The 12,546-nt window shown below is 72.8% G+C and carries 9 protein-coding genes and 1 pseudogene; 3 read left to right on the forward strand and 7 right to left on the reverse strand.

From position 1 onward, the window contains the following. Positions 1-4: 4 nt before the first annotated feature. The 7 genes from ABZ624_RS32490 to ABZ624_RS32520 all read right to left on the reverse strand — a co-directional run bounded on the left by ABZ624_RS32490 (position 5) and on the right by ABZ624_RS32520 (position 8,852). On the reverse strand, positions 5-1,237 hold the full coding sequence (locus tag ABZ624_RS32490) for a cytochrome P450 (protein ID WP_360097059.1): 1,233 nt from the start codon (positions 1,235-1,237) through the stop codon (positions 5-7). A gap of 59 nt (positions 1,238-1,296) precedes the next feature. Continuing rightward, entirely contained in the window at positions 1,297-2,076 is a 780-nt protein-coding gene (locus tag ABZ624_RS32495) for an N-formylglutamate amidohydrolase (protein WP_360097062.1), read from the reverse strand. Positions 2,077-2,170: 94 nt separating this feature from the next. Beyond that, positions 2,171-4,390, reverse strand: a complete 2,220-nt coding sequence (locus ABZ624_RS32500) for an NADP-dependent isocitrate dehydrogenase (RefSeq protein WP_360097065.1) — start codon at positions 4,388-4,390, stop codon at positions 2,171-2,173. 104 nt (positions 4,391-4,494) lie between these two features. Next, positions 4,495-4,905 (reverse strand): DUF4186 domain-containing protein, encoded by a 411-nt coding sequence (locus ABZ624_RS32505; RefSeq protein ID WP_360097068.1) that lies wholly within the window; start codon positions 4,903-4,905, stop codon positions 4,495-4,497. A gap of 19 nt (positions 4,906-4,924) precedes the next feature. After that, positions 4,925-6,064 carry a mechanosensitive ion channel family protein gene (locus tag ABZ624_RS32510; protein ID WP_360097071.1) on the reverse strand — a complete coding sequence of 380 codons (1,140 nt, stop codon included), beginning with the start codon at positions 6,062-6,064 and terminating at the stop codon, positions 4,925-4,927. A 176-nt stretch (positions 6,065-6,240) separates the two neighbouring features. After that, positions 6,241-7,773, reverse strand: coding sequence for an amino acid permease (locus ABZ624_RS32515; RefSeq protein ID WP_360097074.1), 1,533 nt, complete (start codon positions 7,771-7,773; stop codon positions 6,241-6,243). A gap of 92 nt (positions 7,774-7,865) precedes the next feature. Beyond that, entirely contained in the window at positions 7,866-8,852 is a 987-nt protein-coding gene (locus ABZ624_RS32520) for a hypothetical protein (protein ID WP_360097077.1), read from the reverse strand. A gap of 242 nt (positions 8,853-9,094) precedes the next feature. Between ABZ624_RS32520 and ABZ624_RS32525 the strand changes: the two genes are divergently transcribed. From ABZ624_RS32525 to ABZ624_RS32535, 3 genes and pseudogenes are all read left to right on the forward strand, one after another. Further along, positions 9,095-10,525: an FGGY family carbohydrate kinase gene (locus tag ABZ624_RS32525; RefSeq protein ID WP_360097080.1), complete on the forward strand. Its 1,431-nt coding sequence runs from the start codon at positions 9,095-9,097 to the stop codon at positions 10,523-10,525. A 7-nt stretch (positions 10,526-10,532) separates the two neighbouring features. Beyond that, a pseudogene (locus tag ABZ624_RS32530) lies at positions 10,533-11,918 on the forward strand (FAD-dependent oxidoreductase); the annotation flags it as partial. 266 nt (positions 11,919-12,184) lie between these two features. Next, positions 12,185-12,546 (forward strand): FAD-binding protein (locus ABZ624_RS32535; protein WP_360097083.1); only part of this gene is annotated, 362 nt, incomplete at its 3' end.

Raw genomic sequence — 12,546 nt, forward strand, 5'->3', positions numbered from 1 at the left:
CGGGTCAGCGGGACCAGGTCACGGGCAGTGTCCGCGGGCCGCGGATCATCGTCTTGTGCCGCCACCGCACCTGCTCGGCCGGCACCGCCAGCCGCAGCCCGGGCAGCCGGTCCAGCAGCGTGTCCACCAGCAGCTCGGTCTGCAGCCGGGCCAGCACCGCGCCGGTGCAGAAGTGCGGGCCGTTGCCGAACGCCACATGCGGGTTGGGCTCGCGGTCGGGGTCGATGCGGTCCGGGTCGGGGAAGACGTCCGGGTCGCGGTTGGCGGCGAGGTAGGAGACGTAGACCGGCTCGCCCGCGGCGATCCGGTGCCCGGCGATCTCCACGTCCTCCCGTGCGATCCGGGCGAGCCCGACCGTGCTGCGGTGCGGGATGTAGCGGAACAGCTCGTCCAGCACGGGACCGCGCGCGTCGGGACGCGCGAGCATCCGCTCCATCAGCTCCGGCCGTGTCAGCAGCAGGTACAGCATCTGCCCGCAGTTGTGGGTGACGGCCTCGCCGCCGATCTGCAGCGGGCCGGCCAGCCCTACGGCCTCCTCCTCGCTGATCTCCCCGCCCGCCACGGCCCGGCCGAGCATCGAGTAGACGTCCTCGTCCGCGCTGTGCGCGCGGGCCCGGACGACGGAGGTGATCCAGCCGTACAGGCCGGTCTTGGCCTGATCGGCCGCCTCGGCCCCGGTGGTGGAGATGATCTCCCGGGTCCAGGTGTGCACCTGCTCGCGGTCGGCGGGCGGTACGCCCATCACCTCGCTGACGACGGTGATCGGGAACGGCTCCAGCACCCGGTCGACCAGATCGGCCGGCGGCCCGTCCCGTACGACACCCGCCACCAGCTCGTCCAGGATCGCCTGCGCGCGGGGCCGCAGCCGCTTCATCGCCCGCACCGTGAACGCGTCGGCCACCGGCTTGCGCAGCCGGTTGTGGTCGGGCTGGTCGGCCCAGGCGAGCGAGCCGGGCCGGGGGGCGAAGTTCGGCGCGAGCCGGGTGACCTGACGCCGGGTCACCTCGGTGCGGCTGAACCGCGGGTCGTTGCTGATCAGCTTCACGTCGTCGTAGCGGGTCGCCAGCCACGCCCAGCCCTCGCCGAACGGCAGCCGGATCCGGGTCAGCGGACCCTCGCGCATGAGGTCGGCGAGTACCGGGTCGAACTCCGTCCCGTCCAGGTCGGGTGCGGGCCAGTCCCGGACGGGTGGCGGGGGCTCCTGGCCGGTGGGCGCACTGGTCTCCACGGTCGTCATGCCCTCCACCCTCGTACGGACGTCGCTCGCTGTCCTGCGGGAATGCTCCAGGTGGAGGCTCAGACGGCGTCGACGAGTGCGGCCAGGGCCAGGGCGAGCCGGTCCAGTCCGGGCCCGGCGGCACCGCCCGGTTCGGCCATGTAGGTGTCCCGGCGGATCTCCACCATCAGGGCCGAGACCCGGGCGTCGCTGTTGTAGAACTCCAGCGGCACGTACGTCCCGGCGAACGGGCTGTCCAGCCCGGTCTCCCCGCAGGCCGCGAGCGCCTCGCGGGCCGCCTCGGCCAGCTCCGGCGGGGTGTGGAAGGCGTCCGTGCCCAGGCACACCGGAGGACGCGGCCCGCCGCCGTGCAGCTCGTAGGGGAGCGGCTCGCTCGGATAGGAGTGCACGTCGATCACCACGGCCCGCCCGGTCGCGGCCAGCCGGTCCGCGACCGCCTCGGTCATGGCGTGCGCGTACGGCCGGAAGTACCGGGCCAGCAGCGGTTCCGGATCGGTGTCCGCGGGCCGCAGCTCGGTGCGGTGCGTGGTCCGCGTGTACACGGCGCCCATGCCGACGGCCGTCATCTCCTCCCGCTCGTCCGGGAACCGCTCCGGGTCCACGACCAGCCGGGACAGCCGGTTCACGAACCGCCACGGTGTGACGGCGGCCAGCGCGGCGGCCCGCTCGGCGAGCTCCGCGGTGTGCGCGTCCGTGATGAGGTCCAGCTCCCGCTCCAGCGCGGCGTCGTCCAGTGCGATCCCGGCCCGCACATCCGCGGGGATCGCCCGGGCCGAGTGCGGCACGTGCAGCAGTACGGGCGAGGCGGGGGCACCGGGCAGGAGTGCGAACGAGGACACGGGCGGCTCCGGGACGTTGTCAGTGGCGGGGATACGGCTCCGCCCCGGCCGGGGGTACCGGCCGGGGCGGAGGGTCACTCAGGTGCCGCAGGCACTAGCTCAGGGACGCCAGCACCTGGTTCCAGGTGGCCGACGGGCGCATGACCGCGTCCGCCTTGGCCTTGTCGACCTGGTAGTAGCCGCCGATGTCGGCCGGGGAACCCTGGACCGCGATCAGCTCGTCCACGATCTGCTGCTCGTTCGCGGCGAGGGTATCGGCGAGCGGCGCGAACGCCTTGGCCAGGTCGGCGTCGTCGGTCTGCTTGGCCAGCTCCTGCGCCCAGTACAGGGACAGGTAGAAGTGGCTGCCGCGGTTGTCGATGCCGCCGACGCGACGGGTCGGGGACTTGTCCTCGTTGAGGAAGGTCGCCGTGGCGCGGTCGAGGGTGTCGGCGAGGACCTTGGCGCGGGCGTTGCCGGTGGCCTCGGCGTACTGCTCGAAGGAGGGGACGAGCGCGAAGAACTCACCGAGGGAGTCCCAGCGCAGGTAGTTCTCCTTGACGAGCTGCTGGACGTGCTTCGGCGCGGAGCCGCCGGCGCCCGTCTCGAACAGGCCGCCGCCCGCCATCAGCGGGACGACCGACAGCATCTTGGCGCTGGTGCCCAGCTCCAGGATCGGGAAGAGGTCGGTCAGGTAGTCACGCAGCACGTTGCCGGTGACCGAGATGGTGTTCTCGCCGCGGCGGATGCGCTCCACCGACAGCTTGGTGGCCTCGACCGGGGACAGGATCCTGATGTCCAGGCCCTCGGTGTCGTGCTCCGGCAGGTACTGCCGGACCTTGGCGATCAGGTTGGCGTCGTGCGCGCGGCCCTCGTCCAGCCAGAAGACGGCCGGGTCGCCGGTGGCGCGGGCGCGGGTGACGGCCAGCTTGACCCAGTCGCGGATCGGGGCGTCCTTGGTCTGGCAGGCGCGGAAGATGTCGCCCTGGGAGACCGGCTGCTCGATCAGGACGTTGCCGGCCTGGTCGACCAGGCGGACCGTGCCGGCGGCCGGGACCTCGAAGGTCTTGTCGTGGGAGCCGTACTCCTCGGCCTTCTGCGCCATGAGGCCGACGTTCGGGACCGAGCCCATGGTCGACGGGTCGTAGGCGCCGTTGGCCCGGCAGTCCTCGATGACGGCCTGGTAGACACCGGCGTAGGAGGAGTCCGGGATGACGGCGAGGGTGTCGTGCTCCTGGCCGTCCGCGCCCCACATGTGGCCGGAGGTGCGGATCATCGCCGGCATGGAGGCGTCGACGATGACGTCCGACGGGACGTGCAGGTTGGTGATGCCCTTGTCGGAGTCGACCATGGCGAGAGCCGGGCCCCCGGCGATCTCGGCGTCGAAGGAGGCCTTGATCTCGGCGCCCTCGGGCAGGTTCTCCAGGCCCTTCAGGATGCCGCCGAGGCCGTCGTTCGGGGTGAGGCCGGCCGCCTTGAGGGTCTCGCCGTACTTCGCGAACGTCTTCGGGAAGAAGGCGCGCACCACGTGACCGAAGATGATCGGGTCGGAGACCTTCATCATCGTCGCCTTGAGGTGCACCGAGAACAGGACGCCCTCCTGCTTGGCGCGGGCGACCTGCGCGGCGAGGAACTGCTCCAGCTCGGCGACGTGCATGACGGAGGCGTCGACGACCTCGTCCTTGAGGACCGGTACGGACTCCTTCAGGACGGTGGTGGTGCCGTCCTGGCCGACCAGCTCGATCTTCAGCGCGCCGTCCTCGGCGATGACGACGGACTTCTCGGTGGAGCGGAAGTCGTTCTCGCCCATCGTGGCCACATTGGTCCTGGACTCGGCGGTCCAGGCGCCCATGCGGTGCGGGTGGGTCTTGGCGTAGTTCTTCACCGAGGCCGGGGCACGGCGGTCGGAGTTGCCCTCACGCAGCACCGGGTTGACGGCGGAGCCCTTGACCTTGTCGTAGCGGGAGCGGATCTCGCGCTCCTCGTCGGTCTTCGGGTCGTCCGGGTAGTCCGGCAGCGCGTAACCCTTGCCCTGCAGCTCGGCGACGGCGGCCTTCAGCTGCGGGATGGACGCCGAGATGTTCGGCAGCTTGATGATGTTGGCCTCGGGAGTCTTGGCCAGGTCACCGAGCTCGCTCAGCGCGTCCGGGATGCGCTGGTCCTCGTTCAGGTACTCCGGGAAGTGGGCGATGATGCGTCCGGCCAGCGAGATGTCCCGGGTGGTCACGGGCACACCGGCCTGCGAGGCGTACGCCTGGATCACCGGCAGGAACGAATGCGTCGCCAGGGCCGGGGCCTCGTCTGTGTAGGTGTAGATGATGGTCGAGTCAGTCACCGGGTGCTCCGCTCCACGTCTGCAACATTGCTCGACATCAAGATATCTCCTGATCGGTGTCCGTTCGACAGGGGTCCCGGCCGGAAACGGCGCCACCGCTCTGATCAGCCAGGGCGCACGGGGCCGTCCCCGCCACCGTCCCAGCCCGTCATCTGCCGCTCGATCCACCGGCAGATCACGTCGACCACGTACCCGTGCTCGGCCCGGGTCAGCTCCCGCCCCTTCGGTATCCCGTGCCAGCGCTCCAGGCAGCCGCGGCAGCAGGTGGCGGTCGCGTGCTGGGCGACGAAGACCGGGTGGCCGCGGTACGGCGTCTGCCTGCCGTCCTTGGCGGGCTCGGCCGGCGCCAGCCGCCTGGCGATCAGGTCGTGGGCGTGCCGGCGCAGGGTCGCCGGCCCCTTCAGCTGCGCGGTGGCCCGGTCCCGCCCGCGCAGCCGGAACCCGGCCCGGAACGGCTGGCGGGCGAGCGCGTCCAGCCGCTGGTCCAGGGAACGGGGGTCGGGAGAGGCGGCCATGCTCCTTCGAGCATACGAGCTACTCGGCGGCCCCCGAGACGACATCGGCCCCCGGGACGACATCGGCCCTCGGGACGACATCGGCCCTCGGGACGACGTCCTGCCCGCTGCGCTGCTGCGGAATCACCACCGCGCCCTGCTGCAGCGCCACGGTGCGGGCGGGAGCGGGGATGCTGATGCCCTCCGCGCGGTAGCGGCGGTGGAGGCGCTTGATGAACTCGTGCTTGATCCGGTACTGGTCGCTGAACTCGCCGACGCCGAGGATCACCGTGAAGCCGATGCGGGAGTCGCCGAAGGTGTGGAAGCGGACGGCGGGCTCGTGGTCCGGGACGGCGCCCTCCACCTCCCGCATGACCTCCGCGACGACCTGCGCGGTCACCCGCTCCACGTGCTCCAGGTCGGAGTCGTAGCCCACCCCGACCTGCACCGGCACCGTCAACCGCTGTTCCGGATGCGTGTAGTTGGTCATGTTGGCCTTGGCGAGCTGGCCGTTGGGGATGACCACCAGGTTGTTGGACAGCTGGCGGACCGTCGTCTGGCGCCAGTTGATGTCCACGACGTATCCCTCCTCGCCGCTGCCGAGGCGGATGTAGTCGCCGGGCTGGACGGTCTTGGAGGCCAGGATGTGGATGCCCGCGAAGAGGTTGGCGAGGGTGTCCTGCAGGGCGAGGGCCACGGCCAGACCGCCGACGCCCAGGGCGGTCAGCAGGGGCGCTATGGAGATGCCGAGCGTCTGCAGCACCACCAGGAAACCGATCGCCAGCACCAGCACCCGGGTGATGTTGACGAAGATGGTCGCCGAGGCCGCCACGCCCGAGCGGGACTGGGTGACCGTGCGGACCAGACCGGCGATCACCCGGGCCGCGGACAGCGTCACCACGAAGATCAGCCACACCTCGAGGATCTGGTCGGCATGGTGCTGGAGGGTCCGGGTCAGGGGGAGTACGGCCGCTGCCGCCGCCAGCCCGCCCGCGATCGCCGCCCAGGGCACGACCGAGCGCAGCGCGTCCACGATGACGTCGTCGCCGCTCCAGCGGGTCCGCTTGGCGTGCCCCGCGAGCCAGCGCAGCAGCGTGCGCGACAGGAAGGCGAGCAGCAGGCCCGCCGCGAGGGAGACGCCGGCGAGGACGAGGTCGTCGAGGGTCAGCGCGCGGTTCACCGGTCGGCTCCGGGGCGTGCTGCGGTGTGGGGAAGTCTCGTCACGTTGTCACCTGCTCGATGTGCGGGAAGTGCGATCGCGCCGGCCCGGGAACTCCGGTGACCGGCGCGATCGTTCATCCTGCCGTATCCGGCACACCAGTTCGTACCGGGACCGGCGCTCTTCGGGCAGGTGGCTCAGATGATGCCCTCCGCGAGTTCGGCCTGGTCGCGGTCGCTGCCGTACGCGGCTGCGGTCGGGGTGCCGTAGGAGCGGCGGGCCACGTACCACCAGACGGTCGCGAGGACCAGGACGACGGCGAGCGCCACCGACGCGTAGTTCATCGTGTCGACGGTGACCGGCGAGGCCTGCGGCAGGCAGAACAGCACGGTCACACAGGCCACCCAGATCACCGCGACCCAGCCGATCGGCCTGCTCCAGCGCCCCAGCTGCCACGGCCCCGGCCGGAACCGGTCGCCCGCCCGCAGCCGCAGCAGTACGGGGATGGCGTAGGCGGGGGTGATGCCGATGACGTTGATGGCGGTCACCGCGTTGTACGCCGTCGCCGAGTACAGCGAGGGCAGGGCGAGGACGCCCGCGACGATCACCGACAGCCATACCGCGGCGACCGGCGTCTGGGTGCGGGCGCTGACCCTGCGCCACAGGTGCGAGCCGGGCAGCGCACCGTCCCGGCTGAACGCGAACACCATCCGGCTGGCCGCCGCGACCTCGGCGTTGCCGCAGAACAGCTGGGCGATGATCACGACCAGCAGCAGTGCGCTCGCGCCGTCGGTGCCCAGACCGTCGAGCAGGATCTGCGCGGGCGGCACACCCGTCGCGGTGGTGCGCGTGGCGTCGTAGTCCTGGATGGCGAAGGTCAGTCCGGCCAGCAGGACGAACCCGGCGATCCAGGACGCCCAGATGGACCGCACGATGCCGCGCGCCGCGGACACCGAGGCCTGCGAGGTCTCCTCCGACAGATGGGCGGAGGCGTCGTAACCGGAGAAGGTGTACTGCGCGAGCAGCAGGCCGATCGCCGCCACGTACAGCGGGTTGTGCCAGCCGGTCTCGTTGACGAACCTCGTGAACACGAAGGACGCCGACCGGTGGTGGTCGGGGACGATCGCGAGCGCGCCGGCGATGAGCGCGACACCCGCCAGGTGCCACCACACGCTGACCGAGTTGAGCAGGCTGACCAGGCGGACGCCGAACAGGTTCAGCACCGCGTGCAGCAGCAGAATGGCGCAGAAGATCAGCATGGTCCGGCCGGGCGTGGGCGCAAAGCCCCACTGGAGGTTCGCGAACGCGCCGGTGAACAGCGCGGCGCCGTAGTCGATACCGGCGATCGCGCCGAGCAGACCGAGCAGATTCAGCCAGCCGGTGTACCAGCCCCAGCGCCGGCCGCCGAGCCGGTCCGCCATGTAGTACAGGGCGCCGGAGGTCGGATAGGCGCTGGTGACCTCGGCGAGCGCGAGGCCGACGCACAGCACGAACAGACCGACGCCGGCCCAGCCCCACAGCATCACGGCGGGGCCGCCGGTGTTCAGGCCGAAGCCGTACAGGGTCATGCAGCCGGACAGGACCGAGATCACCGAGAAGCTGATCGCGAAGTTGCCGAAGCCGCCCATGCGGCGGGCCAGCACCGGCCGATAGCCGAGTTCACGCAGCCGCTGCTCCTCGTCCTGCTGCGGCAGACCCGCGGAGGGCGCGGGATCGGGGGTGGGGGACATACGGGGACCTCCTGGTCAACGGGCTGGTGGACAGAGCGCGTTCAGGGGCTTGCAGAGGTGTTCAGGGGCGTTCGGGTGCGTTCAGGTGCCGTTCAAGGGCGGGAGCCGTCCGTGGCTGCCCGGCAGCGCTCCCGGGCCTGGACGAAGACCTCCACGGCACGGGCGCGGTCGGGCGTGCGGTACATCCACGGCGGCGGTGTGAAGTAGGGGCCGATGGCGTCGAACACCCGGGCCGCGTCGGGGAACTGCAGCGAGCCCCACAGGGCGTGGGCCAGGTGGTTGAGGTCCGGCAGGGAGCGCTCGGCACGGTCCGTGAGCTCGAACCAGGACCGCAGGGCGCGCCCCGCCTCGCGGGCCGCGTCCTCCGCCACCCAGTGCAGGTCGAGCGCCGCGTCGTGACCGCTGTCGCGCCGGTAGCGCTCGACACGGACGTACAGCGGCAGCACGTGCAGTGCGGAACCGGGCGGGGCCTGCGCGGCGGCCCACTGCGCATAGCCGGTGGCCTCCGCGAGCCGGCCCGAGCCGCCCCGCACGTACAGGAACTGCAGCATCCGGTGGTGGGCCTCACGGTTGTACGGGTCCCGTCTGCCCGCCTCGGCCAGCAGCCCCCAGGGGCCCGGCGGCAGCACCGGCTCGGGCGCGGCCACCCGGTGCTCCGCCCACCGCTGCTCCGGATCCAGCTGGGCCAGCGCCAGCAGGCACACCCAGGGCACCGGGTCCCGCGGGGCGACCCGGGTGGCGGACTGGGCGGCGTCCCAGGCCTCGATCCACAGCTCGTGGGTGCGGCGGTGCTTCTCCCGCCGGGCCCGCAGTGCCCGCTCCACGCCGACCCGCGCATGCATCACCGCGGCGTGCACGCTGTCCGGCTCCTCCGCGCGCCAGGCGCGCACCACGTCGGTGCCGGCGGCGGCCGCCGCGAGGACCTGGGTGCGCTGGGTCCACTGCCGGCCGTGCGCGGTGTCCGCGAGCAGCGCGCGCATGGCCATCCAGCGGCCGGTGCGCAGGTCCTGGAGTGCGGCGCGCAGGGCGTGGTCGGGGCCGGCGGGGTCGTAGGAGGGGCGGGGGCCTTCTCCGGCCATCAGCCGTCGGTCCCGGGGTGGCGCGGCAACAGCCCTCCTGTGGCCGGGGGTGGAGAGGTGGTTCGCTGGTCGGCGGTCACTATAGAGGTGCGGGTTGAGCCATGCCATTGTTGTCAACTCAACCATCTCATCAGGCGAGTTGGACACCCGGAGGTGCTTGACGCGGACGCGGCGTAACGGCAGGCTGGCGCAATGTGATCTTCGGAGGCGAGTGTCTTTGGGGACGAGTGGGAGAAGGCGCGATGACGGAGCCGGTGCTCGCCGTCGACCAGGGCACGTCCGGTACGAAGGCCCTCGTGGTCTGCCCGGAACGCGGCGTCCTGGGCTCCGGGTTCGCCGAGGTCCGCCCCCGGTATCTGCCCGGCGGCCGGGTCGAGGTCGACCCGGCCGAACTGTACGACTCCGTGGTCGACGCCGGCCGGCAGGCACTCGCCGAGGCCGGCGAGGACGTCGTGGCCCTGGGTCTCGCCAACCAGGGCGAGACCGTCCTCGCCTGGGACCCGGCCGACGGCCGCCCGCTCACCGACGCCCTGGTGTGGCAGGACCGGCGCGCTGAAACCGTGTGTGACGGACTCGCCGCGTGCGCCGAGGAGTTGCGGCAGCTGACCGGCCTGCCCCTCGACCCGTACTTCGCCGCGCCCAAGATGGCGTGGATCCGCCGCCACCTAACCCACGAGGGTGTGGTCACCACCTCCGACGCCTGGCTGGTCCACCGCCTCACCGGCGCGTACGTGACCGACGCCGCGACCGCCGGCCGTACCCAGCTCCTCGACCTGGACACGGCGCAGTGGTCGCCGAGGGCGCTGGAGGTGTACGGCCTGGCGGACGAACGACTTCCGCAGGTGACCGACAACGCCGGGCACATCGGCACGACCACGGCGTTCGGTCACGAGATCCCGGTCACCGGACTGGCCGTCGACCAGCAGGCCGCCCTGCTCGCCCAGCGCGTCACCGCACCCGGCACCGCCAAGTGCACCTACGGCACCGGCGCGTTCCTGCTCGCGCACACAGGCGACCGCCCCCGGCGCGGCAGCTCCGGCCTGGTCAGCTGCGTGGCCTGGCGGCTCGCCGGAACCACCGGCTACTGCCTGGACGGCCAGGTCTACACCGCGGCCTCCGCCGTCCGCTGGCTCCGCGACCTCGGCGTCATCTCCTCCGCCGCCGACCTCGACCCCGTCGGCGGCAGCGTCCCCGACAGCGGCGGCGTCACCTTCGTCCCGGCCCTCGCCGGACTCGCCGCCCCCTGGTGGCGCGGCGACCTGCGCGGCTCGCTCACCGGACTCGGCCTCGACACCGGCCCCGGCCATCTGGTGCGCGCCCTGTGCGAAGGCATCGCCGCCCAGGTCGCCGAACTCGCCGACGCGGCCTCCGCCGACCTCGGCACCCCGCTGGACACGCTCCGCGTCGACGGCGGTCTGACCCGCTCGGCCCTGCTCATGCAGACCCAGGCCGACCTGCTGCAACGTCCCGTCGAGGTGTCCGCGCTGCCCGACGCGACCGCACTCGGCGCGGCTGCCCTGGCCCGCCTCGGCGCGGACCGTACCCTGGCCGTCGAACAGGCACTGCCCGACTGGAAGCCCGCCGCCGTGTACGAACCCCGCATCAGCGCCGACCAGGCCGCCGAACACCGCGCCCGCTTCCGCACCGCCGTGGCCGCCCTGCTCGGCTCATGACCGTCACATGACCGTCACCTGGGAAGGCCCGCTGCCGAGCCTCACGTACGACGTCGTGATCGTCGGGGCCGGGGTCGTCGGCTGCGCCCTCGCCCGTGAACTCGCCCGCCGGCCCCGTCTGAGCGTCGCCCTGGTGGAGGCCCAGGACGACGTAGGGCAGGGCACGTCCAAGGCGAACACGGCGATTCTGCACACCGGTTTCGACGCGGCGCCCGGGACCCTGGAGGCCCGGCTGGTCCGCGAGGGCTACAGCCGGCTCGGCGTGTACGCCACCGAGACCGGCATCCCCGTCGAACGCGTCGGCGCCCTGCTGGTCGCCTGGGACGAGGAGCAGCTGGCCGCCCTGCCCCGGCTGGCCGAGAAGGCCGGGCGCAACGGCTGCCGAGAGACGTCCGTGCTGGGCCCCGGTGACCTGTACGCCCGTGAACCCCGCCTCGGCCCCGGAGCGCTCGGCGCCCTGCATGTGCCCGGGGAGAGCATCATCTGCCCCTGGACGACGACCCTGGCGTACGCCACCCAGGCGGTCCGCGCCGGAGTGGACCTGCACCTGAACACCGCGGTCCGGCAGGCGACGTGGCAGGACGGTCACCACCTGACCACCTCCCGCGGCACCCTGCGCGCCCGCCGGCTCGTCAACGCGGCGGGGCTGCACGCCGACACCGTCGACCGGCTGCTCGGCCACGAGGACTTCACCGTCACCCCGCGCCGCGGCCAGCTCCTCGTGTACGACAAGCTCGCCCGCCCGCTCGTCCGGCACATCCTGCTGCCCGTCCCGACCGCGCTCGGCAAGGGCGTCCTGGTCGCGCCCACCGTCCACGGCAACGTGCTGCTCGGCCCCACCGCCGAGGACCTCGACGACAAGCGGGCCACCGGCTCCACCGCCGAGGGCCTGGCCGGCCTCAGGGACAAGGGCCGCCGTATCCTGCCCGCCCTGCTCGACGAGGAGGTCACCGCGGTCTACGCCGGGCTGCGCGCGGCCACCGGGCAGGAGGACTACCGGATCGCCGCTCACCTCGAGCAGGGGTACGTCACCGTCGGCGGCATCCGCTCCACCGGCCTGACCGCGTCGATGGCCATCGCCGCCCATGTCACCGGCCTGCTGGCCGGCACCGGGCTCGACCTCGGCCCGGTGCGCGAGCCGGCACCGGTGACCATGCCCAACCTCGGCGAGGCCTTTCCGCGCCCTTGCCAACGGCCCGCCCTCATCGCCGCCGACCCCGAGTACGGCACCCTCGTCTGCCACTGCGAGCGCGTCTCCCGAGGGGAGATCCGCGACGCCCTCGCCGCCACGATCCCGCCCCGCACCCTGGAGGGCCTGCGCCGCCGCACCCGCGCACGCGCGGGCCGCTGCCAGGGGTTCTTCTGCGGGGCGGCGGTACGGGACCTGTTCGAACGGGGGTGTCCCGAGGGCGAGTCGGCGGCGCGGGAGCCTGCCGGCAGGGAGGCGATCAGGCGGGAAGCTGCGGGTGGGGAGGCGGTCCGGGGGGAGCTTGCGGGTGGGGAGACGGCGGGTGGGGAGGCGGTCTGGCGGGAGCTTGCGGGTGGGGAGACGGCGGGTGGGGAGCCTGCGGGAGGGGAGACAGCGGACAGGCGGCCTGCGGGTGGGGAGACGGCGGGTGGGGGGCCTGTGCGACGGGAGTCGTCCGGGAGGGGCCGGCCATGACGAGCCCTCGCCCTGTCGACGTCCTCGTCGTCGGAGCCGGCCCCGCCGGACTCGTGGCCGCCGCCCGGCTGGCCGCCGCCGGTGCCGGACGCGTCGAGGTGCTGGAGCGCGAGCAGCAGGCCGGCGGAATCCCACGGCACTGCGCACACGGCGGCTTCGGCACGTGGACGCGTCCGCTGACCGGACCCCGGTACGCCGGCCGGCTGACCGAGGCCGCCGGCCGCGCGGGCGCGGTGATCCGGACCGGGGTGACGGTCCTGGACTGGGCCGAGACCGGCACGTCGGCGGCCGTGCACGGGCCGGGGCGCGGTGGCCACGTCCCGCATCCAGCCGGACGTCACACCGAAGTACCGGTCGA

Source organism: Streptomyces sp. NPDC007205 (genome assembly GCF_040634095.1).
Lineage (GTDB): Bacteria > Actinomycetota > Actinomycetes > Streptomycetales > Streptomycetaceae > Streptomyces.